General features: G+C 73.8%; 19 protein-coding genes and 1 pseudogene. 11 read left to right on the forward strand and 9 right to left on the reverse strand.

All coding sequences use genetic code 11. The features are described from left to right. The first annotated feature begins 21 nt into the window (after positions 1 to 21). The 7 genes from ACZCAH_RS04480 to ACZCAH_RS04510 all read left to right on the forward strand — a co-directional run bounded on the left by ACZCAH_RS04480 (position 22) and on the right by ACZCAH_RS04510 (position 10,148). The gene (locus tag ACZCAH_RS04480) at positions 22 to 933 is read left to right on the forward strand and encodes a PfkB family carbohydrate kinase (protein ID WP_464339924.1); all 912 of its coding nucleotides are present in this window, start codon (positions 22 to 24) and stop codon (positions 931 to 933) included. Then, positions 930 to 1,394 (forward strand): glutathione peroxidase, encoded by a 465-nt coding sequence (locus ACZCAH_RS04485; protein WP_464339925.1) that lies wholly within the window; start codon positions 930 to 932, stop codon positions 1,392 to 1,394. Before ACZCAH_RS04480 ends, ACZCAH_RS04485 begins: the two co-directional genes overlap by 4 nt. A 39-nt stretch (positions 1,395 to 1,433) precedes the next feature. Beyond that, on the forward strand, positions 1,434 to 2,591 hold the full coding sequence (locus tag ACZCAH_RS04490) for an SPFH domain-containing protein (RefSeq protein ID WP_464339926.1): 1,158 nt from the start codon (positions 1,434 to 1,436) through the stop codon (positions 2,589 to 2,591). Positions 2,592 to 2,698: 107 nt separating this feature from the next. Continuing rightward, positions 2,699 to 3,727, forward strand: a complete 1,029-nt coding sequence (locus ACZCAH_RS04495) for a DoxX family protein (RefSeq protein ID WP_464339927.1) — start codon at positions 2,699 to 2,701, stop codon at positions 3,725 to 3,727. Between the two features lie 93 nt (positions 3,728 to 3,820). After that, positions 3,821 to 6,334, forward strand: a complete 2,514-nt coding sequence (locus ACZCAH_RS04500) for a PD-(D/E)XK nuclease family protein (protein WP_464339928.1) — start codon at positions 3,821 to 3,823, stop codon at positions 6,332 to 6,334. Further along, the gene (locus ACZCAH_RS04505; protein ID WP_464339929.1) at positions 6,331 to 9,525 is read left to right on the forward strand and encodes a UvrD-helicase domain-containing protein; all 3,195 of its coding nucleotides are present in this window, start codon (positions 6,331 to 6,333) and stop codon (positions 9,523 to 9,525) included. The genes ACZCAH_RS04500 and ACZCAH_RS04505 overlap by 4 nt, the downstream gene beginning before the upstream one ends. Next, positions 9,522 to 10,148: a nucleoside/nucleotide kinase family protein gene (locus tag ACZCAH_RS04510; protein ID WP_464339930.1), complete on the forward strand. Its 627-nt coding sequence runs from the start codon at positions 9,522 to 9,524 to the stop codon at positions 10,146 to 10,148. The genes ACZCAH_RS04505 and ACZCAH_RS04510 overlap by 4 nt, the downstream gene beginning before the upstream one ends. 7 nt (positions 10,149 to 10,155) lie before the next feature. Here the strand turns inward: ACZCAH_RS04510 and ACZCAH_RS04515 are convergent, their stop codons facing one another. From ACZCAH_RS04515 to ACZCAH_RS04540, 6 genes are all read right to left on the reverse strand, one after another. Beyond that, positions 10,156 to 10,653 carry an FBP domain-containing protein gene (locus ACZCAH_RS04515; protein WP_464339931.1) on the reverse strand — a complete coding sequence of 166 codons (498 nt, stop codon included), beginning with the start codon at positions 10,651 to 10,653 and terminating at the stop codon, positions 10,156 to 10,158. Between the two features lie 136 nt (positions 10,654 to 10,789). Next, positions 10,790 to 11,677 (reverse strand): aldo/keto reductase, encoded by an 888-nt coding sequence (locus tag ACZCAH_RS04520; protein WP_464339932.1) that lies wholly within the window; start codon positions 11,675 to 11,677, stop codon positions 10,790 to 10,792. After that, a complete protein-coding gene (locus ACZCAH_RS04525) occupies positions 11,674 to 12,270 on the reverse strand; it encodes a DUF2961 domain-containing protein (RefSeq protein ID WP_464339933.1) in 597 nt (198 codons plus the stop codon). The genes ACZCAH_RS04520 and ACZCAH_RS04525 overlap by 4 nt, the downstream gene beginning before the upstream one ends. Before the next feature lie 242 nt (positions 12,271 to 12,512). Beyond that, positions 12,513 to 13,445 (reverse strand): phosphotransferase family protein, encoded by a 933-nt coding sequence (locus tag ACZCAH_RS04530; protein ID WP_464339934.1) that lies wholly within the window; start codon positions 13,443 to 13,445, stop codon positions 12,513 to 12,515. Further along, positions 13,442 to 14,515 carry an enolase C-terminal domain-like protein gene (locus tag ACZCAH_RS04535; RefSeq protein ID WP_464339935.1) on the reverse strand — a complete coding sequence of 358 codons (1,074 nt, stop codon included), beginning with the start codon at positions 14,513 to 14,515 and terminating at the stop codon, positions 13,442 to 13,444. The genes ACZCAH_RS04530 and ACZCAH_RS04535 overlap by 4 nt, the downstream gene beginning before the upstream one ends. 71 nt (positions 14,516 to 14,586) lie before the next feature. Further along, entirely contained in the window at positions 14,587 to 15,132 is a 546-nt protein-coding gene (locus ACZCAH_RS04540) for a helix-turn-helix domain-containing protein (RefSeq protein ID WP_464339936.1), read from the reverse strand. Positions 15,133 to 15,238: 106 nt separating this feature from the next. On the opposite strand from ACZCAH_RS04540, the gene ACZCAH_RS04545 reads away from it, so the two are divergent. Continuing rightward, on the forward strand, positions 15,239 to 16,486 hold the full coding sequence (locus ACZCAH_RS04545) for an MFS transporter (protein ID WP_464339937.1): 1,248 nt from the start codon (positions 15,239 to 15,241) through the stop codon (positions 16,484 to 16,486). Here the strand turns inward: ACZCAH_RS04545 and ACZCAH_RS04550 are convergent. Further along, positions 16,409 to 16,831: pseudogene (locus ACZCAH_RS04550) on the reverse strand (RbsD/FucU domain-containing protein); the annotation flags it as partial. The gene ACZCAH_RS04545 and the pseudogene ACZCAH_RS04550 sit on opposite strands and share 78 nt — an antisense overlap. On the opposite strand from ACZCAH_RS04550, the gene ACZCAH_RS04555 reads away from it, so the two are divergent. Continuing rightward, entirely contained in the window at positions 16,819 to 17,721 is a 903-nt protein-coding gene (locus ACZCAH_RS04555; protein ID WP_464339938.1) for a ribokinase, read from the forward strand. The pseudogene ACZCAH_RS04550 and the gene ACZCAH_RS04555 sit on opposite strands and share 13 nt — an antisense overlap. A gap of 3 nt (positions 17,722 to 17,724) precedes the next feature. Here the strand turns inward: ACZCAH_RS04555 and ACZCAH_RS04560 are convergent, their stop codons facing one another. Both ACZCAH_RS04560 and ACZCAH_RS04565 read right to left on the reverse strand, forming a co-directional pair. Next, positions 17,725 to 19,011 (reverse strand): alpha/beta fold hydrolase, encoded by a 1,287-nt coding sequence (locus ACZCAH_RS04560; protein WP_464339939.1) that lies wholly within the window; start codon positions 19,009 to 19,011, stop codon positions 17,725 to 17,727. Next, positions 19,008 to 20,054 carry a LacI family DNA-binding transcriptional regulator gene (locus ACZCAH_RS04565; RefSeq protein WP_464339940.1) on the reverse strand — a complete coding sequence of 349 codons (1,047 nt, stop codon included), beginning with the start codon at positions 20,052 to 20,054 and terminating at the stop codon, positions 19,008 to 19,010. Before ACZCAH_RS04565 ends, ACZCAH_RS04560 begins: the two co-directional genes overlap by 4 nt. Before the next feature lie 100 nt (positions 20,055 to 20,154). Here ACZCAH_RS04565 and ACZCAH_RS04570 point away from each other — a divergent pair, with 100 nt between their 5' ends. Together ACZCAH_RS04570 and ACZCAH_RS04575 are read left to right on the forward strand one after the other, a co-directional pair. Then, positions 20,155 to 20,622 carry a GyrI-like domain-containing protein gene (locus ACZCAH_RS04570; RefSeq protein WP_464339941.1) on the forward strand — a complete coding sequence of 156 codons (468 nt, stop codon included), beginning with the start codon at positions 20,155 to 20,157 and terminating at the stop codon, positions 20,620 to 20,622. Positions 20,623 to 20,663: 41 nt separating this feature from the next. Next, the gene (locus tag ACZCAH_RS04575; RefSeq protein ID WP_464339942.1) at positions 20,664 to 20,879 is read left to right on the forward strand and encodes a CsbD family protein; all 216 of its coding nucleotides are present in this window, start codon (positions 20,664 to 20,666) and stop codon (positions 20,877 to 20,879) included. Positions 20,880 to 20,918 lie beyond the last annotated feature (39 nt).

Consider the following 20,918-nt stretch of genomic DNA (forward strand, 5'->3'; position numbering starts at 1 on the left):
CGGGCCCCTACACTCGGGAGCATGCCCCGCGTGCTCCACACCGCCCAGGCCCTGGTCGACGTCGTCGTCGAGGTGGACGCCCTCCCGCCGCGCGGCGGGAACGCGAACGTCCGCCGCGAGCAGTGGTACGCGGGCGGGGCGGTGACCACTCTGCTGGCCGCGGCGCGCACCGGCGCGGAGGCGGTGCACGGCGGCGCGCACGGCGTCGGCCCCCACGGCGACCTGGTGCGGGAGCGGCTCGCGGCCGACGGGATCGCCCTCAGCGACGAGCCCCGCGAGGACGCCGACACGGGCTACTGCATCGTCATGCTCGAGCCCTCCGCCGAGCGCACCTTCCTCACCGTCTACGGGGCGGAGCGGCAGGTCAGCACCGAGTCACTGGCCCGTCTCGCGCCCGTCCCGGGCGATCTCGTCTGCGTCTCGGGCTACACGCTGTTCGAGCCGACGCGGGAGCCGCTGCTGCGCTTCCTCGAGTCGCTGCCGGACGGGGTCGAGGTGGTGCTCGATCCCGGCGCACCCTTCGCCGAGTTCCCCCGTGACCTGCAGGACCGCGTGCTGGCCCGGACCACGGTGTGGACCTCGAACGCGGATGAGGCGCGGGAGCTGACCGGACTGGACGCCCTCGAGGACACCCCGCAAGCTCTGCGTCGACGCATCGGATCCCACGCCGTGGTGATCGTGCGCGACGGCGACCGCGGCTGCCTCGTCTTCCACCACGGTCGCGGCACCGAGATCCCTGCCTTCCCGCAGACCGCCGTGGACACCAACGGGGCCGGCGACACCCACACCGGGGTGCTGCTCGCGGAGCGGGCGCTCGGGGCGGACTGGGAATCGGCCGCGACCCGCGCCAATGCGGCGGCCGCGATCGCCGTCACCCGGCGCGGCACCGAGTCGGCGCCCACCCGCGCCGAGGTCGACGAGTTCCTGGCGTGAGCTCCTTCCACGACTTCACCGCTCTCACCGCGGACGGCGAGACCTATGCGATGAGCCGCCACCGCGGGGAGCACGCCCTGGTCGTCAACATCGCCACCGAGTGCGCGTTCACCCCGCAGCTGGCGGGGCTGCAGGAGCTGCACGACCAGGGGCTGACGGTGCTCGGTTTCCCGTCGGACCAGTTCCGCCAGAACCCCGGCAGCGACGCGGAGACCGCCGAGCGCTGCTCCACCGGCTACGGCGTGACCTTCCCGCTGTTCTCCGCGGTGCAGGTCAACGGGCCGTCGGCCGATCCGCTGTGGCAGTGGCTCGTCGCACAGCGGGCCGGGGTGCTGGGCGGCCGGATCTCCTGGAACTTCACCAAGTTCCTCATCGGCCCCGACGGCCAGGTGCTGCGGCGGTACGCCCCGCCGGTACCGCCGGCGCGCATCGCCCGCCGCCTCTCAGCCGACCTCCGGTAGCGTGGGTCACAGTCCACACCGAAGAGATAGGGGGCCTTCGTGGAAGGCATCGTCGTCACTCTGATCGTCATCGCCGTCGTGGTGGTGGTGCTGATCGTCATCCTCGCGCTGCTGTTCGGCGGTCTGCGCACGTCGATCATGTTCACCGTCCACTCCTCCGAGGCGGTGATCGTGGAGAGCTTCGGCAAGTTCAAGCGGGTCGCCTCGGCCGGTCTGAACTTCAAGACGCCGTTCATCGACTCGATCACCCGTCCCATCTCGCTGCGCGTCCAGCAGCTCGAGGTGAACATCGAGTCCAAGACCAAGGACAACGTGTTCGTGACCGTCCCGGTGGCGGTGCAGTACCAGATCCAGGAGAACCAGGTCGTCGACGCGTATTACAAGCTGTCGAACCCCGAGGCGCAGATCCGCTCGTACGTCTTCGACACGGTGCGCTCCGCCCTCTCCGGCCTCGAGCTGGACGCGGCCTTCGAGTCGAAGGACGACATCGCCCGCAGCGTCGAGCAGACCCTCTCCGAGCGGATGCTCGAGTACGGCTTCCGGATCATCAACACCCTGGTGCAGGACATCTCGCCGGACCAGCGGGTGCGCGACTCGATGAACTCCATCAACGCCGCCCAGCGCGACCGCGTCGCCGCGCAGTCCCTCGCCGAGGCGGACAAGATCAAGCGCGTCACCCAGGCCGAGGCCGAGGCCGAGTCCAAGCGCCTGCAGGGTGAGGGCGTCGCCGCCCAGCGGAAGGCGATCGCCCTGGGCATCGCCGAGCAGTACGAGATGCTGCGCAAGGTCGGCATCGAGAACTCGGCCGAGCAGCTGCTGCTGATGACCCAGTACTTCGACACCATGCAGGACGTGGCCCGCAACGGCCGCTCCAACGTGCTGTACCTGCCCAGCAACCCCGGGGCCGTCGGCTCGATGGGCGACGAGATCCGCTCCGCCATGCTGCAGGCCCAGGCCGCGCACCAGGCCGACCAGGACGCCGACGTCGATGAGCACCACGAGCGGCAGCGGATCTCCGCCGAGCAGCTGCGCGCCCAGGAGGAGCGGCGCCGCGAGCAGGCCCGCTCCCAGGCCGAGCAGGCCCAGCGGGAGGCGCAGCGCGCCCAGGGCGAGGCGCAGCAGCAGCGGCGCGTGCCCGGCTTCCAAGGCGGCTCGGTGCCGCCGTGGGCGCGTCCGGGCAGCGCTGAGCAGGGCTGAGGCAGGGAGCCCGCGCCGAGCTGGGTGCGGGAGATCCGACTCTCGTCGGAGCAGGTCGCGACCAGCGGGTGAGTCGCGCGGGGTCGCTCCTGCGCTGAGGTGGGGGCATGAGCGACTACACCGCGGAGAAGAAGCTGGCCCGGAACGTCGGGATCACCATCGCCTGGTGGGCCCATGCGGCGATCCGCCTGCTGCTCGCCGTGGTGTTCTTCTATTACGGCGGGGCGAAGCTGGTGTTCGGCCAGTTCGGGTTCTCCGACACCGGCGACGCCCTCATCGCCCACGGCGAGATGAGCCCCATGGGGCTGCTGTGGCGGATGGTCGCCTTCTCGCCGCTGTTCCAGTTCCTCGCCGGACTCGCGGAGTTCGGCGCCGGGCTCGCCCTCCTGTGGCGGCGCTCGGTCCCGCTCGGGGCGCTGCTCGGCGCGGCTTCCATGTCGCTCGTGCTGGTGCTCAACCTCGGCTACGACGTGATGGTGAAGACGCCGACGCTGATCTACCTGGTGCTCTCGCTGATCGTGCTGATCCCGTGGCTGCCGCGGCTCACGCGGGCCTTCCTGACCAGCGGCGAGATCCCCCAGGGCCCGTCCCCGCGGCTGATCCCCTGGCGGCCCGCCGAACGGGTCGGGGCGATCGTCGGCCCGGTCGCGGCCCTGGCTCTCGCGGGGCTGTGCCTGTGGGGTATCTCGGGGCTCTACGCCCCGCGCTCGGTGGACGAGTCCGTGCCCGCCGGGGTGTGGAGCGTCGCGTCGGACACCGCCGAGCCCGCCGCCCAGCTCTCCGAGGACACCCGGTGGAGCGCCCTCGCGCTGGGGTCGATCTCGAGCGGTGGCGAAGCGCGGGCCCAGCTGCGCCAGGCCGACGGCACGCTGCGCACCGGCACCTGGCGGCGACTGGACGGCTCGCGCATCGAGCTGACCCTGCAGGACCTGCGGGAGGAGGGGCAGCCGGTCCAGGAGTACCTCGCGGCGGAGGGCGAGACGCTCGTGCTCACGATCGAGGAGCGAGGGGACGGCACGCTGCACGTCACCGGCGAGGGCCAGGACCTGGTGCTCGCCCCGGACGAGTCCGGCAGGATGCTCTACGATCGCGGTTTCAGCTGGGGGATCCGGGGGGATGATCCCTTCAACCGATGAGGGGGAGGCCATGAGCTCCTCGGGTCGGCGCTCCGCATCGTCGAGCAGGTGGTCGGGGCCATGGCTGTCCGCCCCCTCCCCTAGGGTGAGCGCATGAAGATCGAGTTCGGGTGGTCCCTGGACGGCGCCGGCTGGGCCGACGGAGGCCCCCGGCTCGGCCCGCGCGGGCTGGTGCGGCTGCTGCAAGGACGGCTGGGGCTGACCCGGCCCGACGTCGAACCGGCGGTGCGGGTGGCGCAGTACCTGCGTCTCCTCCAGGACCACCTGGCCAGCCATCCGGACGCTTGGCCTGCCCGTTCCGCTGCCGCGGACCCGTGGAGCACCGCTGCACAGCTGCTCCGCTGGCGCGATGCGGCGATCGGGACCGGGTGGCGGCCCGAGCCCGGCCCGCTCTCGGAGCGGCTCGCGATCCTCCGCGACCTCGAGCCCGCCGATCCCGGGCGGCTCGGACCTGCCCTCGGCGATGATCTGCGGGAGATCCTCGAGCTGTTGGAGGACGGAGTCGACTGGCCGCTCGGGATCGATCAGATCCTGCTGGCCGAGGCGCCGGAGCGGCTCCCAGCGCCGTGGCCCGAGCTGCTGGGGAGGCTGCCGTGCCGAGTCGTGCCTGTTGCCGCCGGCGACGCACCCTCGGTGACGATCGTCGAGGCGCTGGACGAGTGGTCGGCGGCCGATGCGGCGGCTCGCTTCCTCGCGGCGGACCCGCAGGTGACGGTGCTCGCGTCGGGCGACACGGACGTGCTGGACCGGGCGCTGCACCGGCGCGGCCTGCCGGCGATCGGTCGGGTCGAGTCCTCCCGCGATCGCGCCCACCACCAGGTGCTCGGCCTGTTCCTCGACGTCGCGACCGCCCCCGTCGACGTGCACCAGCTCGCCGCCCTCCTGGACTTGCGCGTGCTCGAGGGTGACCGGGAGCCCATCGGCCTCGTCCCCGCCCGCACTCGCCGCAAGCTGCTGCGGGCACTGAACGCCGAACCGGGCGTCGGCGGCCCCGCCTGGCGTGCTGCGATCACGGACGACGAGGCGGCGCAGGTCATCGATCGCTTGGTGACCGACCCTCTGCCCGCCGACGACCTGCGGCCCGGCGCGATCGCGGCCCGTCTCGACTGGCTCGCCCACCGGTTGCGCGCCGTGGGACGCGGCGACGGCGACCTGCTCGCGAGCCTCACGCAGGTGCAGGTGCTCCAGCAGGTGCTCGGGATGCTCGAGGCCGACCGACCGCTCAGCCGCCGCACCCTTCAGCAGATCATCGACAGCTGCGGCGGTGCCGGCCGCTCGCCGCGCGCCGTGCCCGAGGTCGCGCCCTGGCACGTCACCACCTCCCCCGCACAGGTGCGGCCGGGGACCGTGCTGTGGTGGGCGCCGTCGACCGAGGACATGGCGTCCGGGCCGCGCTGGGACGCCGCCGAGAGGACGGCGCTCGGCGCGGTGCCGACATCCACCGAGCTCGCGTCGCTGCAGGTCGACGCGGCCCTCGCGGGACTGCGGCGGGCCGACGAGGTGGTCGTGGTGCTGCCCGGGCGGCGGCTCGAGAAGGCTCTTCCCCCGAACGGGCTGCTCGCCCACCTCGGCGCGGCGACGACGCTCCGGCCCGAGGACCTGATCACCGAAGGTCGGTGGGAGCTCGCGGGGCGGTCGGTCGCCGTCGCGACACCGGCCGAGACTCCCGATCCCGAGCCCGCGCCGCTCGTGCACCACATCGCCCCGGCCCCGCACCTACTGCCGACGAAACTGTCGTACACGCAGGTCGCGGCGCTGATCGCGTGCCCGCACCATTGGGCGCTGGAGTGGGCCCTCGGCGTGCGCCCTGCCGCTGTCGCGGCGCTGCCGACGGGGTCGCGGATGATCGGCACGCTGATCCACGCCGTCGTCGAGACGCTGGTCGCGGAGCACGGCGGCGTCCCGTCGGACGCGGAGATCCTCGACGTGCTCGACGGGCTCATCCCGCAGCTCGCCTCCGAGCTGGACCTGTCCGGTCGCGCCGCCGAGCGGGAGGAGGTGCGCGATCGCGCCGTCCGCTCGCTGCGCACCCTCTTCACCCGGCTCGCCGAGGCGGGGCTACGGATCACCGGCACCGAAACCGGCTTCGACGTGCCTCTGACCCTCGCGGGCCGCACCATGCCGTTCCGCGGCAGTCGCGATCTCGACGCGATCGACGCGGCGGGGCGCCGCACCGTTCTCGACCTGAAGTGGTCCTACAGCCGCACCCGCTACGGCGATCTGTTCGACACCTCGGAGGCGATCCAGCTGGCCGGATACGCGTGGGCCCTCGGCCAGGAGCATCCCGAGGAGGCGCCGGCCGATGTCGGCTACTTCCTGCTACGCAGCGGGGAGTTCGTCTCCGCGGACCCGGTGCTCGACCCGCACCGGCGGAGCCCGATGGACGTGGACTCGGCCGTCGCCCGGATGGTCGCGGCGGCCGGAGCGCGCCTCGAGGAGATCGCCGCGGGTGAGGTCCGCTGCGGATGCCGCACCCTCCAGGAACGCGACCTGCCCCTGGACAAGGCGCGCGCCGCGGACCGGGCGGCGGGCGGGCTGCTCGTCGAGGAGCACTGCGCGCGCGGCCCCCACGCCCAGCTGTGCGGCACGATCGGAGGCCTTCGATGAGCACGACACTTCTGAACGCGTCGGCCGGATCCGGGAAGACCCACACCCTCACGCACCGGATCGCAGACCGCATCGCCGCCGGACTGGACCCGTCGGAGCTGATCGCCACGACGTTCACCCGCAAGGCCGCCGCCGAGCTGCGCGACCGGGTGCGCCGCACTCTCCTCGAGCGCGGCCAGGTCGAGGCGGCACGGGGCGTGGACAGCGCCCTGATCAACACCGTCAACGCCGTCTCCGGGGAACTGCTCCGCGAGTTCGCGCTCGACGCGGGGATCTCTCCCGACGTCCAAGTGCTCGACGAGGACCGGCAGAAGGCCGCCTTCCGCACTGCGATCGACGAGACCGCGGCCGCGGCCGGATCGCGCGCCGCCGACCTGCTGGCCCGCACCGAGCACGACGGTGTGGAGGACCCGGACCGGCCCTGGGGCTCGGTCCCGTCCTGGCGCGCGCACGTGCGGGAGCTCGCCTCCCTCGCCCGCACCAACCTGATCGGCGCTGACGCGCTGCGCGAGGCGGCTGCGGCGTCGTTCGCCGAGTACCGGGCGGCGGCGCTGCCGGAGCCGGCCGTGGAGGACCGGCGCGAGGCGTGGCGGTCGGGGCTGCGTGCCGCGGTGCGAGACCTGTGGGTCCTCGTGGACGAGGACGGGAAGGGCGCGGCGACCGTGCGCAAGCACGCCCTGACCCTCGACGGCGTGCTGCGTGACGTGGAGGCGCTGGAGCGGGCGCCATGGAGCGCGTGGGCGAAGATCGCGAAGGTCACCGAGGGCAAGGCCGTGGACCCGGACGGGACGACGTACGTCTACAGCAAGGACGTCGACCTCGCGCTCGCGGGCATCGCGACGACGATCGCCGACGAGCTGCTCGCGAGTCCCGTCCTGCAGGCGGATGTCCTCGCGCTGATCACTCTGGTCATGGGCACCGCCGCCGAGTCCCTCGAGGCGTACGCGCGCTTCAAGGACGAGCTGGGACTCATCGATTTCATCGACCAGGAGGTGCGCACCCTCGAGCTGCTGCGCACGAGCGAGCGGGCGCGCGAGGTGATCCGCGGCCGGTTCCGGCTGCTCGCGGTCGACGAGTTCCAGGACACGTCGCCCGTCCAGCTCGCCCTGTTCCTCGCACTCTCCGAGCTGATCACGGACAAGATCTGGGTGGGCGACCCCAAGCAGGCGATCTACGGCTTCCGCGATGCGGACCCCACCCTCATGCTCGGCATCCTCGACCTGCTCCCCCAAGGCGAGGTCGAGGACCTGAGCCACTCGTGGCGGTCGCAGGAGCAGGTGCTCTCCCTCGTCGACGCGGTCTTCCCGCAGGTCTTCCCGCACCTGCCGCGCGAGCGGGTCGTGACCACCGCCGCCCCGGGCGCGGTGGCGCGGCGGGCGGCGGTCGGACACCCGGAGGGTCGGCTCGAGGCCTGGGTGCCTGAGGTCCCGAAGAAGCTCACCTACCCGCAGCACGCGACCGCGATCGCCGACGGGGTGCTCGCGCTGCTGCGCGAGCCGGGCACGACGCCGGACGACGTGGCCGTGCTGGTCCGCAAGAACGACCGGGCGCGGGAGGTGATCGCGGCGCTCGCCGAGCGCGGCATCCCCGCCTCCGGGGAGGGTGCGCCGCTGCTCGCCACGCGCGAGGGACGCCTGGTGCGGGCCGCGCTCGCCATCACCCTGGACCTCTCCGACACGCTCGCGCTCACCGAGCTGGTGGACCTGCTGGAGGACCATCCCGCACACGGGACCTGGTTCGCGGATCTGGCCGCAGCCGAGGACCGGCCGGCGCTGTTCGAGGCGTGGTGGCAGGACGGGACGATGGCGGGACTGCGGGTGCTGCGGGAGGACTGCATCTCGCTCACCCCCGTCGAGATGATCACCGCGCTGATCGACGCGCTCGACCTGCCCGAGCGGATCCGCTCGTGGTCGCAGCCCGATCAGCGGCTTCGATCATTCGACGCGCTGCGGGCGGTCGCGGCGCAGTACGCGGAGCGGGCTCGCGCGGACTCGTCGCCGATCACGCTCACCGGGCTGCGGCTCGAGCTCGACGCGATGGAAACCGGCCCGGATCTCACCGGCACGCCGGGCACCGTGTGGGTGGGCACCATCCACACCGCCAAGGGCCTCGAATGGCCGCAGGTCGTGGTCATGCTCGACCACAGCCTGACGGAGCGCCCGCAGACCTCCGGCGCCTTCATCGTCCCCGCCGCGCGGCTCGACGTGACCGCGCCGCTGGCGGGACGGGCGACCCGGTACTGGCCGGAGCTGCTGCCCCGGTACGCGGAGCTGCAGGAGGGTCTCGCCGCCTCGGAGCACGCCCGGCGACGGTCGGGCCGGGAGCGGGAGGAGTCGGGGCGGCTGCAGTACGTCGCCTTCACCCGCGCCGCCGACGTCACGGTGCTGAGCGGCGCCGGCTCCGCTCCCGCGTTCGATCTGCTGGTGCCCGGGGAATCGCCGCTGCTGTCGTGGAGCGCCGGCGGGGAGGGCATCGCGGTGCGCGGCGGTGGGGTCCTGCCCGCCGTGGTGCGCACCCCCGCCGGGGTGCTCACGGAGGACGCGCCGCACTTCACGGCACCCCGCAGCCCGCTCGCCGCCACGGACCTCTCCGGTCCGCGGCCCGAGGTCCCCCGGGTGCGCGCCCGCTTCCAGGCCTCCGGCGTCGCCTCCGACGACGCGCTGGGCCGCGTCGGCGCGCCGCGGAGCATCGGCCGTCGGCTGGTGACGAGCGGCGGCCCGCAGTGGGAACGGGTCGGCGAGGCGGTGCACGCCTATCTCGCGCTGCCGCTCGCGGAGATGGCCGCGGCGCAGCGGGAGGCGGCCGCGGCGCGGCTCGTCGAGCGCTGGTCGGTCGCCCGGGCCGTGGAGCCGTCGGTGCTGCTCGAGGCCGGGGAGGCGTGGGCCGCGTTCCTCGCCGCCGAGTTCCCCGGCGCCGAGGAGCTCACCGAGCAGCCAATCAGCTGGTGGAACGAGGACGCGCAGGTCATGGAGGGGTGGATCGACACCCTGCTGCGGCTGCCGGACGGCGGGATCGTGCTCGTCGATCACAAGTCGTATCCGGGCGACGATCCGGAGAGGCATGTGCGGGAGAAGTACCTCGGGCAGATGGCGACCTACGCGCAGGCGCTCGCGGCGGCCGGGCTCCCGGCCTCGCGGGTGCTGATCCACCTGCCGCTGCGCGGCGAGGTGCTCGAGGTCGAGCTCGCATGATCGACCCGGTGCAGGCGGCGCGAGCACTGCTCGACGAGGCGCTGCGCAGCGGATCGCGGCGGCTGGTCGGCCTCGCGGGGGCGCCCGGGGCGGGCAAGTCGACGCTCGCCGCGCGGCTCGTCGCGGCGCTCGGCGAGCAGGCGGTGCTGGTGCCGATGGACGGCTTCCACCTCGCGGACGTCGCGCTCGAGCGGCTCGGGCGCCGGGACCGCAAGGGGGCGCCGGACACCTTCGACGCCGCCGGCTACGCGGCGCTGCTGCAGCGGCTGCGCAGCGCGCGACCGCAGGATCCGCCGGTCTGGGCGCCGATGTTCGAACGGGATCTCGAGCAGCCGCTCGCGGGGGCGCTCGAGGTGCCGGCCGCGGTGCCGCTGGTGATCACCGAGGGCAACTACCTGCTGCTCGGCGAGGGCCCGTTCGCGCAGGTGAGGGGGCTGCTGGATGCCTGCTGGTTCGTCGAGGTCGACGAGGAGCTGCGGCACGAGCGGCTGATCGCCCGCCACGAGCAGTTCGGGAAATCGCCCGCGGCGGCCCGGGACTGGGCGCTCGGACCCGACGAGGCGAATGCTCGAAGGGTCCAGGCCACCCGGTCCCGGGCCGACGCGATCGTCGCTCCGGACTAGCCCTGCACTAGCCCTGCGCGACGGCGCGGACGAAGGCGGCGGAGCGCTCGCGCAGCCCCGCGATCTTCTGCTCGCGGTGGTAGGCGAGCAGCGCCGGGTCCTCGGTGCGCAGCTCGAAGGAGCTCGGGGCGCGGCGCACGTTGCGGGAGCAGCGGAAATCGGCGCAGATGACGGTGCCGACGGTGTTGCCGCGGCGGCCCGACTCCCCGCCGAGCGGGGCGACGAAGCTCGCGGCGCGGACGCCGTCGACGATGTCCTCGCACCAGGCGCACAGCAGCTTCTTCGCGGGCGGGTTCTCCGCACCGCGCAGCAGCAGCGTGGCCGGCGTGCCGTCGAGCTCGAGCGTCACATAGTGCTGGCGGGGCCGCTTGGGGTCCTGCCAGCCGAGATAGTCGAGCCGGTCCCAGGGGACGGCGTCGAGCTCGGGCAGTTGGGCGCGCTTGGCGTCGCCCTTCGAGGCGTTGACGAAGGAGAGGCGGATCTGGTCCTCGGTGAGAGGAAGCATGGAGGGTCCTTAGGAAGGGGGTGATCGGTCAGGGCAGGCCGATCACGCCGAGCAGGCCGCGTGGGCCGCCCCGCTTCCTGTCAGCGCGCTGCGCATGACGTCTCCTCTTCGCTCGTGGACCCGGCCACGCTACGCCTCAGGCGATGATCTCGCCAAGGAGAGTGAGGTCCTCCTCGCCGAGCTCCAGCGTCATCGCTTTCGCCGAGTCCTGGATCGACTCGGGCCGGCCCGCGCCGGGGATCGGGATGACGTGCTCGCCGAGGGACAGCTCCCAGGCGAGGACGACCTGCTGGGCGCTGACGCCGTGGGCGTCGGCCACCCGGCGCACCTGCGGGAACCGGTCCCGCAGGCCGCGGGCGCCGCCGCCGGTGCCCCCCAGCGGCGACCAGGGCACGAAGGCAATGCCGTGCTCGCCGCAGTGCTGCAGCTCGCGCAGGCTGGTGTGGAAGAAGGTGGGCGAGAACTGGTTCTGCACGGCGGCGAGGCCGCCCTCGCCGAGCACCTCGCGGGCCACGTCGATCTCCTCGACGTTGGCGTTGGAGATGCCGACCTCGCGGATCAGCCCCTCCTGCTGCAGGGCGGCGAGCGCCTCGACGCCCTCCGCGTAGCGGATCGACCGGTCGGGGCGGTGCCAGTAGTAGAGGTCGACCGCGTCGAGCCGCAGGTCCGTCAGGGACTTCTCGAGCGCCGAGCGGAGATAGGCGGCGGAGCCGTCACGCCCCCACACCTCGCCCTCGGAGCGGGTGATGCCGCCCTTGGTCGCGATGGTGACGTTGGAGCGGTCGCCGCCCCAGGAGGCGAGGGCCTCGGCGACGATCTTCTCGTTGTGGCCCATGGTGTCCCAGGTGGGAGCGTAGATGTCCGCGGTGTCGAGGAAGGTGATGCCGGCGTCGAGGGCGGCGTGGACGGTGGCGATGGCCTGCTCGTGGGGGACGGCGGGGGTGCGGCCGAGGGAGACCGGCATCGCGCCGTAGCCGAGGGCGGAGACGGTCAGGGAGCCGAGGCGGCGGGTGGGTGCGCTCATGGGGAAGAGCCTATGTCGCGCGGGTGGTGCGCGTCACGGGCTAACGGGGGCCGGCACCGGTGCCGAGGTGGACCTCCATGCCGTCGGCCGTCGGCGCGGGCGGGCGGGCGGTCACCGGGCGGTCGAGGTAGCACGTCATCTCGCCCTCGCCCCACCAGCCATTGGAATGCGCGCCCCAGGTGAGATAGGTGCCGACGTAGTGGCCCTGCCCCCCGAATGCCCTCGAGCAGCACGTGCGGCGTCGCCTCAGGAAGCGGGTTCGAGCGGCGCCACTGCGCATGGAGGTAGGCGTCCTCGGAGTGGCCGCCGCCGATCTCGTAGGTGACCTGGTAGTCGACGCGGGCGTCGTGCTCGGAGGTGTTCTCGAGGGTGAGCCGCGCCCCCTCGCGGAAGGGCATAGGCCAGTTGAAGCCGCCGTGCGGGTTCGCAGCGATCATCTGCGAATCGACCTGCGCGAACCAGCCCCAGCCGGACGCGAAGAAGTCCCCGTAGGCCACCTCGACCGCGGGCTCCTCGGCCCCGTCCCAGGAGGCGCGCAGCACGAGGCGGCGCCAGTTGTCGGTGTGCGTGGTGATCCAGAGGTGGGTGATCACGCCCGGTTCGTCGATGTCGGCGAGGGTGAAGGTCTCCCCTGCCGGGACGTCGACGCTGGGCGAGACCTTCCAGCCGCGGCCCAGGTCACGCGCCTCTCGGGCACCGGTTCCCTCGGTGGCGCGGGCGCCGCCGCCGGGGCGGCCGTCGAAGTTCTCGGGGCTGATCGAGCGGGTGCGGGTGGAGCGGAGGGAGTCCCGGGAGAGGTGACGACGGTCACTCTCACCGTATCGTGAACGGGCGGTCAGCGCCCCTCCCGCTCCCAGCGGCGTCGCACGAGCGAAGCCAGGCTGTCGCGGCGCGCCGTCCGGTGGGCGGTGAGCCCGGGCAGGGGGGACGCGAGGCGGGCGGCGTCGACGAAGAAGCCGAGGATCCCGGTGAGCACGTCGGTGGCGACCGAGGGGTCGAGGTCGTGCGCGGCCATCAGGGAGTCAACCGCGCCGTCCACGCCGAGCGCGCCGCTCGGATCATCGACCGAGGAGAGCAGCTGGAGCGCGTCCGCCGTGCGGCTGCCGACGGAGGCGTACGCCCAGTCCACGAAGGCGACGGCGCCGTCCGCGGCGACGATCATGTTGTCGCTGCGCACGTCGGCGTGGCAGAGGGTGTCCCCGGCGAGCGCGTCGATGCCCCGCTCGGAGGCCTCCCGGAGCGCGGGGAGTCGAGCGGCGTACCAGGGGTCCAGGTCCGCGGGCGGGTCCGCGGCGATGCGGTCGAAGCCGCGCAGGTCCGGGCCGAGGCACTCGAGCGCGGTCGGGAGCCCGGGCACCGGGCAGGGTGTGGTGGTGGCCTGCAGGAGGTCCAGGGCGGTGAGCACGGCGCGCAGCTGCTCCGGACGCCAAGGCTCGTCCGGCATCCGCCCGGGGGCGGCACCGGTCACCAGCACGAACCAGTCCTCGTGGTCGAAGGCCGCGACCAACGGCGGCACCGGGGCCGAGGGCGGGATGCGGGCGAGGGCCGCGGCCTCCCGACGGTTCAGGGCCACCGAGCCGGGATTGTCCGCATCCCGCACCGCCTTGACGAAGAGGCTCGCGCCGTCGGTGGTGGTGACCACCTCGGCGGTGCTCGGGGAGAAGCCCCCGGCGCAGGAGCGGGTCGTGACGACGGGCCCGCCGAGCAGTCCCTCGATCCGCGCGCGGACGGCCGACGGGAGGTCCGCCCAGGTCAGACGGTGGGTCATCGCAGCGCGATCCCCAGCCCCGGCGCGTCCGGGAGGTGGATCGCGCCGCCTTCGAGTCGGTAGGCGGAGGCGTCGACGCCGTCGGTCGTCCCCGGCACGGCCTCGACCACGGGGACCGATCCGAGGCCCGCCGCGAGCTGGACCGCGTAGAGGGTCTTCAGCGGGTGGCCCCAGGCGTGCGGGGACGCCTGCACGCCGAGCTCCCGCACGGTGGGCATGAGCTCCCGCCAGGCGGTGAGGCCGAAGGAGAGCACGTCCATGAGCAGCACGTCGAGCAGGCCCGCGGCGGCGAGCTCGAGCACGGCGGGGACGTCCGGGTCGAACTCGCCGTCGGCCAGCAGCACGCTGGTGCCGGTCCGGCGGACCAGCTCGAGGCCGGCGGCGTGCTCGGCGAAGGGCTCCTCGATCCAGAACAGGTCCAGCTCCGCGGTCTCCGCGAGGAAACGGACGGTGCGCTCCGGGTCGTAGCCGTCGTTCATGTCCACCAGCAGGCGCGCGTCCGGGTAGGCGGAGCGGACGGCGCGGACCACCTCGAGGTCGCGGGCGAAGCCGTCCTCGGTCTCCATCCAGCGGTTGCCGCGGCCGAGCTTGAGCTTGAAGGCCCGGTAGCCGGCGGCGTGGTCGGCGGCGCAGGCGGTGAGCACCCCGTCGATCCCGCGGGGGGTCTCCTCCGGGTCGAGATCGTCGAAGTAGATCGCGCCGGAGTAGCAGGGGATCACCGGGGCGGGGTCGGTGCCGCCGAGCATCCGGTGCAGCGGCACACCCAGGACCTGGGCGGCGAGGTCGTGGAGGGCGACGTCGAGCGGGCGGGCGGCATGGTCGAGGATCCCGCTCTCCGGCGCGATCAGCTCCTCGAGCGGGCGGCCGACGAGGGGGTTCTGGTCCGCCTCGGGTCCTTCGTCGAGGCCCCAGCCGACGGCGCCGGCGTCGGTCTCCACGCGCCACGCGCGCGTCGTCGGGCCGTCACCGTGCGCGCCGAGCCGCGCATTGCGGCCGATGGTGCGCGGGTAGCGGGAGCGGATCGTGAGGGGATCGATGCGGGCGACGCGATGGCCGGCGAGCGAGGTCATCCGACGAGCCTAGTTCGCCGGGACCGTCCGACGTAGCGTGCATCACAGGACAGATGGTTCCCGGCGAGGGCTCAGCGGGGCTGCAGGGAGACGGAGAGGAACACGGCGACCTGGGCGTCGCCGGCGCGATATGAGCGGCCCGAGTCGGTGAGCAGGCGGGCGGAGGCACCGGCGGGGAGGACCTGCGTGCCGGAGGCACCTGTGACCTCGAGCGAGCCCTCGATGACGTGCACCATCGAGCCCGCCGACGGGACGCCCGAGCCGCCGGGGTGGACGTCCTCGCCCACGAGCTTCCACTTCCAGGTCTCCACGGAGAGGTCCGCGGTGTCGATTGCGTCGAGCAGCACCGCCCAGCTGCCGGTCTCCGTGGACCACACCTCGACCCCGTCGGGCGGGGCGTCGGCGCCGACGCCCATGAGCGCGGCGAAGGTGGTGCCGAGGCCCGCCGCGATCCGGTCGAGGGTCGCGATCGAGGGGTTCGCCTGGCCGAGCTCGATCTGGGTGAGCATGCGTCGGGAGACGTCGCTGTTCTCGGCGAGCGCGGCGACGGAGAGGTCGAGCTCCTGCCGCGCGGCGCGGATCCGGGCGCCGAGGCTCGCGGCGACGGCTGGTCGCATGCCACCGCTCATCGCTCACCCCCTGCAGGTCGTGCGCGCCAGTATCCCACCCGAGGTGATGGGAACTATATTGCGCATCGCCGGGAGTGAGCACTATGTTGCTCACGTGTTCGCTCCTCTCCCCCGCTGGTACGCCTCCTACGGCAGCTTCGCCCTCCCCCAGGCCGCCGCCCCGATCGCCTTCTCGCTCATAGCGCTGCCCCTGACCGGCGATCCCGCGAGCGGTGCGGCGATGGTGCTCGCGATGACGGCCGCCCAGGTGCTCGGCGCCGTGCCGATCACCCGTCTAGGCCGCGGCCTGCCGCCGATCGCCGTCCTCCGCACGCTCATCGCGCTGCGCACCCTCGCCCTCGTGGCGATCGCCCTGCTCGCGGGACTGCACGCGCCCTTCGCACTGGTCATCGCCGCGGCCGCGCTCGCGGGCCTGGTCAACGGCGCCGCCTACGGGTATCTCCGCGCCGCCCTCAACGACCTCGTCCCCGCGGACCGGCTGCCGCGCGCGCTCGGCGTCGCGGCGACCCTGAACGAGGTCGTCTTCGTCTCCGCCCCGGTGCTCGCCGCCGCCCTCGGTTCCTCCTCGCCGCAGCTCGCGGCCTGGGCCATGGCGCTGCTCGGCGCGGGACCGCTGCTCCTGCTGCCGCGCGGCCGGCGCATCGCCGCGGTCCCGGCCGCGGAGCGCCGCGGCGGCCTGCGCTGGACGCCGCGGATCGCCCTCTGGCTCGCCTGCGCCGCCGCGAGCGGGGCCGCGATCGCCGCGATCGAGATCGGGGCCGTCTCCCTCGCCGTCGGCTTCGGGATGCCCGCGGCCTGGGGCGTGGTCTTCCCGGTCGCGCTGTGCACCACCTCGGTGCTCGGCGGGGTCTGGGTGAGCGTGCACAACCGGGAGGCGCGGCCCCGCACCGTCCTTCAGTGGCTCGCGGTCACCGGGGCCGGTGTCGCGGTCGTCGGCTTCGGCGGCTCGGTCGCCTCGACCCTGCTCGGCGCCCTGCTCGTCGGCGCGGTCCTCGCCCCGCTCGCGACCCACTACTCGCTCGCCCTGGACCGGCTCGTCGAGCCCGCGCACCGCGCGGAGGTGTTCGCCCTGCTGCGCACCGCGAGCGCTCTCGGGGTGATCACGGCGAGCGCGCTCATCTCGCTGACCTCCCTGCAGGTCACCATGCTCGCCGTGACCGCCCTGATGACGGTGGTGCTGCTCGCCTCAGCTCTCGTCGTCGCCCACGACGCCCTTGCGCAGCAGCAGGCAGCCGTACTTCCGGGTCTCGAGGGTGCGGAGCACGGCGACGGCGGAGCGTCCGGCCTCGTAGAAGGCGAACCGGTCGAGGGAGCCGACCCGGTCCTCGCGCACCGCGGCTGAGGCGCGCAGCTCCGCCTGCACCTCCCCGCCGAGCCCCGGCTCCGGGGTCATCAGCAGGGCCGACGGGCCCTCGTACATGTCGATCGGCAGCACCGTGCGCACGGCTCGCACGAGCTCGGGGGTGCTGGTGGCGACCTCGAGCACCGGGGCGCCCATGGAGCGGGCCGGGTAGTGCGCATCGGCGATCAGCAGCACGTCGCCGTGGCCCATGTGGTCCAGGATCCGCAGCAGGTCGCCGGTGAGCAGGGGGTCGATGCCGATGAGCATGGGGTGGGGCCTTCCGTCGTGGTGCGTCCTCCGGGGTCCCGCCATTGTGCCGGTACCGTGGCCGGATGAGCACTGCATCCCCCGCCGGCGTGGTCGTGGTCGGCTCGGCCTCGGTGGACCTCACCGCCGTCTCGACCCGTCGGCCCGCTCCCGGTGAGACCCTGCTCGGAGAGTCCTTCAGCCTCGTGCTCGGTGGGAAGGGCGCGAACCAGGCGATCGCCGCCGCCCGCGCCGGGGCGCCGACGCGCTTCGTCGGCTGCGTCGGCGAGGACGATTTCGCCGCCGTGGTGCGGGACGGTCTCGCGGAGGCCGGGGTCGACCTCGCGCATCTGCGCACGGTGCCGGGGCGGACCGGGATCGCGCACATCCGCGTCGATGCCGCCGGGGAGAACGACATCGTGGTGGTGCCGCTCGCCAACGGTCGCCTCACCGCGGAGCAGGTCGACGCCGCGTTCGCGGAGGGCGACGCGCGGGTGCTGCTCACCCAGCTGGAGATCCCCACCGAGGTGGCGCTGCACGCGCTCGCGGCCGCGCACGAGCGCGGGATCGCGACGGTCCTCGATCCTGCCCCGGCCCCGGCGCAGCCGCTGCCCGCGGAGCTGTGGCCGCTGCTCGACGTCGTCACCCCCAATGAGCCCGAGGCCGAGCAGATCACCGGCGCAGCCGACCCGGAGGCGGCCGGGCGCTGGTTCCTCGACCGGGGGACGCGGGCGGCGCTGATCACGTGCGGCGCGGCGGGCAGCCTGCTGGTCACCGCTGCGGGGGCGACCGAGATCCCCGCGCGGGAGGTCGAAGTGGTCGACACGACCGCGGCCGGTGACGCCCTCGCGGGCTACCTCGCGGCGCGGCTCGCGGCCGGGGACGAGCTGGCCGCGGCGGCACGCATCGCCGCGGTCGCGGGCTCCCTCGCGGTGACGCGGCGCGGTGCTTCCCCCAGCATCCCGGCGGCCGACGAGGTCCTCGCCTGAGGCTCAGGCCTCCCGTTGGCCCGCCGCGAGATCCAGCAGGTGGTCGAGGACGCCCTCGCCGCTCGCACGCAGGCCGTTGTGCTCGTACTCGCTCGTGACCCAGGTCCGCAGGCGCGGCAGCAGGGCGGCCGTGGCGAGGGACTGCTCGCGGGGCACGTACGCGTCGTCGTAGTAGACGGCGGCGGCGCCGGGCACGTCCGCGGCCCGCAGCGCGTCCGCGTCGTACAGGCGGGGCCATTCGTGCGCGGCGAGGAGATCCGCCGCCTCCGCCCAGGGCGCGAGCTCGAGGTCCTCGGTGAAGAGGTCACGGTGGATGTGCTCGCCGCCGAGCAGCGTCGGGTCCTCGGCGACCTCGCGCGGCATCATGCGATCGGCCGCCCAGCGGGTCGCGACGCCGTCCGCCCAGCAGGACTCGTGGATCACCGCGTACAGCGGGTTGCGGCCGCCGAAGGGCAGGGCCGCGGCGAGGTCGTGCGCGAAGGCCGGCGAGTCAGGGTCCAGCTCGAGCAGGAGGTGCAGCCGGTCCTGCCCCTGGGAGGCGCCGAGCAGGTGGCCGAGGCGGCGCAGCCTCTCCACGCCCACCCGCTGTCCGTCCGGGAGGCGGAGCGTGCCGGCCGCGGCGCGGTCGGCGAGGGCGCGGAAGCGGTCGCGGTCCCCGGGGAAGCGCGCCCAGAACCGCTCGCTGCGCGGGATCATCCCCGCCCAGGTGGTGGCGTAGACCGCGTCCATCCCCGGCCCCACCGTCGGCAGCCCGCCGGTGAACAGGGCCTTCTCCACGGAGCCGGCGTGCGCGGAGAGATAGCGGAGCGTCGTGAAGCCGCCGAAGGACTGGCCCAGCAGCGACCAGCGCTCGAGGCCGAGGTGCTCACGCAGCAGCTCGGCGTCGCGGGCGATCGCGTCGGCCCGGAAGAGGGTCAGGTACTGCGCCTGCTGGGCGGGGGTCGCCTCGCGCAGGGTGCGGGCACCGGGGATCGCGCCCTCGGGCAGCGGGGCGTCGGGGCCGACGGGCGTCGAGCGCCCGGTGCCGCGCTGGTCGAGCATCACCACGCGGTGCTCGCGCAGGGCGCGCGGGAGCCAGGGCGGGGTGCCGGGGCCGACGGGGCGCGGCGCCTCCGAGCCCGGGCCGCCCTGGAGGTAGACCAGCAGGGGTCGGTCCTCCCCGCCGGGCGCGGCGACGATCCGGGCGAAGAGCTCGAGCCGCGGGCCGGCCGGATCGGCGTGGTCCAGCGGGACGGGGAGGGTGAGGTCGCGCAGCACCAGTCCGGGCTGCGTCCAGGTGCTCTCGCTCATCGGGGCTCCTCGTCGAGGGTGGTCGAGCCGGGGAAGAACTCCCACTCGAAGGTGTGCAGCGTGCCGGGATGATCGCCGCGGCGGAGGGCGCTGCCGACGAGCACCTCGGAGTAGCGGTGGAACACGCGGTCCACGCCGTAGTAGCTGATCGAGCCGAAGTACTGCGACTCGAGGGGGACGTCGCCGATGGCGATGATCTCGAGGTCCTCGGGCAGCCGCAGTCCGGCCTGCATCGCGGCCATCTGCAGCGACAGCGCCTGGTATCCCGTGAAGCAGACCACCGCCTCGGGACGGTCCGGGCCGGTCAGCCACTCCTGGCCACCGGTGAACGCGGCGAGGCCGCCGGGTTCGATGATCCGGGCGAGGGTCGAGGGGTTGTCCCCCGCCTCCCGGGCGGCGTCGAGGAAGGCCGCGGCGCGCGGATGGCCGAGCACCGCCTCGGGCGCCGCACCGATCCGCTGCACCAGGAGGTGGACCCGGTCGTGGCGGGCCCGGAGCCGCTGGAACGCCTCGCGCATCGCCCGGTACGGGGTCGAGGAGATGACGTCGAAGCCCTCGGGCTCCATGATCCCGGAGAAGGCGACGATGCCGCTCTGCACCGAGGCGGCGAGACGGCGCACCCGGTCGGGCGCCCCGGGGACCTGGTCGATCGAGGTCACGAGCGCCGCATCGGCCGAGGCGGAGGAGAGGTACTCGAACCAGCGTTCGTCGGCGAGGACCAGGGTCGAGAAGTCGTGCTCGAGGGCGTCGGCGGCGACCTGGTTGGTCAGCTGCACGCCCCAGGGATCGGCGAGGTCGCCGAGGGCCAGGACGATCCCGCCGCCGCGGCCGGTGCGCATCGCCTGCGCATTGCGGTTGGGGACGTAGCCGAGCTCCTCGGCGGCGGCCCGCACCTTCGCCTTCGTCTCCGGGGACCCCGACGAGCGGGCGGAGCCGCGGCCGGACAGGACGAAGGAGGCGGTGGCAGGGGAGACGCCCGCGGTACGCGCGACCTCCGCGAGGGTCACGGGGCCCCGGCGGGGTGCGCGCGGGTGAGACGACATCGATGCACCCCTCAGGTCCGTGGCCTCCGTTCGACAGAGCCTCACCTTACCCGGGCACGGGGTCTGGCGCGGGGCCGCTCCGAGGAGGAGGATCTGGCGCATGAGCGCACCCGAGATCACGGTCCGTCCCCTTCCCGTCGTGCGCCTGGCCGCGCTGCACGTCGCGGTCCGCGAGCAGGCCGCCGTGGGCGAGGTCGTCGGCCCCCTCTTCGCCCGCGTCGAGCATGCGCTCGAGGCCGCGGGCCTCACCCCGCAGCTGCCGATCGCCGCCTACGCGATGGACGCGACGGGGCTGCAGGTCACCGTCGGCTACACCGTCGACGGCGAGATCCCCGCCGGGCTCGAGACGGTGGAACTGCCCGCGGCGGAAGAATCCTTCTGCCTCGTGCACGTCGGCACGATGGAGGGCATCGGCGCGAGCTGGGGCACCCTCCACGAGGCCGTCGCGGCGCGCGGCCGCGAGCCCGTCTGGCCCTCCCGCGAGGTCTACCTGCGCTCCGAGGGAACGGATCAGCGGAACTGGCTGACCGAGCTCCAGCAGCCGGTCGCGAGGTCTATCGTGGACTGAGCCGGGCGCACACCCCGGCCCGATCGAACCCAGGAGGCACCATGAGCACCGAGGACACGTTCGAGAACAGCAAGGACAAGCTGAGCGGCCGCCTGAAGGAGGGCGCCGGCAAGCTGACCGGCGACAAGGAGGTCGAGACCGAGGGCAAGGTCCAGCAGGGCAAGGCCGACGTCGCCGACGCCGTGCAGGACGCCAAGGACACCGTCAAGGGTGCCGTGGACGGACTCCGCGGGACCCCGGACGACTCCGCCCGCTGACGGTCACTCCGCCGCGTCCGCCCGGCGCACCGCCTCGAG

This window comes from Brachybacterium sp. B718/18 (genome assembly GCF_055454375.1).

What these genes read in the sequence shown, in the direction of transcription:
- ACZCAH_RS04480 (WP_464339924.1), top strand. Translation starts at nt 22, where the DNA reads ATGCCCCGCGTGCTCCACACCGCCCAGGCCCTGGTCGACGTCGTCGTC.
- ACZCAH_RS04495 (WP_464339927.1), top strand. Translation starts at nt 2,699, where the DNA reads ATGAGCGACTACACCGCGGAGAAGAAGCTGGCCCGGAACGTCGGGATC.
- ACZCAH_RS04500 (WP_464339928.1), top strand. Translation starts at nt 3,821, where the DNA reads ATGAAGATCGAGTTCGGGTGGTCCCTGGACGGCGCCGGCTGGGCCGAC.
- ACZCAH_RS04505 (WP_464339929.1), top strand. Translation starts at nt 6,331, where the DNA reads ATGAGCACGACACTTCTGAACGCGTCGGCCGGATCCGGGAAGACCCAC.
- ACZCAH_RS04510 (WP_464339930.1), top strand. Translation starts at nt 9,522, where the DNA reads ATGATCGACCCGGTGCAGGCGGCGCGAGCACTGCTCGACGAGGCGCTG.
- ACZCAH_RS04515 (WP_464339931.1), bottom strand. Translation starts at nt 10,653, where the DNA reads ATGCTTCCTCTCACCGAGGACCAGATCCGCCTCTCCTTCGTCAACGCC.
- ACZCAH_RS04520 (WP_464339932.1), bottom strand. Translation starts at nt 11,677, where the DNA reads ATGAGCGCACCCACCCGCCGCCTCGGCTCCCTGACCGTCTCCGCCCTC.
- ACZCAH_RS04530 (WP_464339934.1), bottom strand. Translation starts at nt 13,445, where the DNA reads ATGACCCACCGTCTGACCTGGGCGGACCTCCCGTCGGCCGTCCGCGCG.
- ACZCAH_RS04535 (WP_464339935.1), bottom strand. Translation starts at nt 14,515, where the DNA reads ATGACCTCGCTCGCCGGCCATCGCGTCGCCCGCATCGATCCCCTCACG.
- ACZCAH_RS04540 (WP_464339936.1), bottom strand. Translation starts at nt 15,132, where the DNA reads ATGCGACCAGCCGTCGCCGCGAGCCTCGGCGCCCGGATCCGCGCCGCG.
- ACZCAH_RS04555 (WP_464339938.1), top strand. Translation starts at nt 16,819, where the DNA reads ATGAGCACTGCATCCCCCGCCGGCGTGGTCGTGGTCGGCTCGGCCTCG.
- ACZCAH_RS04560 (WP_464339939.1), bottom strand. Translation starts at nt 19,011, where the DNA reads ATGAGCGAGAGCACCTGGACGCAGCCCGGACTGGTGCTGCGCGACCTC.
- ACZCAH_RS04565 (WP_464339940.1), bottom strand. Translation starts at nt 20,054, where the DNA reads ATGTCGTCTCACCCGCGCGCACCCCGCCGGGGCCCCGTGACCCTCGCG.
- ACZCAH_RS04570 (WP_464339941.1), top strand. Translation starts at nt 20,155, where the DNA reads ATGAGCGCACCCGAGATCACGGTCCGTCCCCTTCCCGTCGTGCGCCTG.
- ACZCAH_RS04575 (WP_464339942.1), top strand. Translation starts at nt 20,664, where the DNA reads ATGAGCACCGAGGACACGTTCGAGAACAGCAAGGACAAGCTGAGCGGC.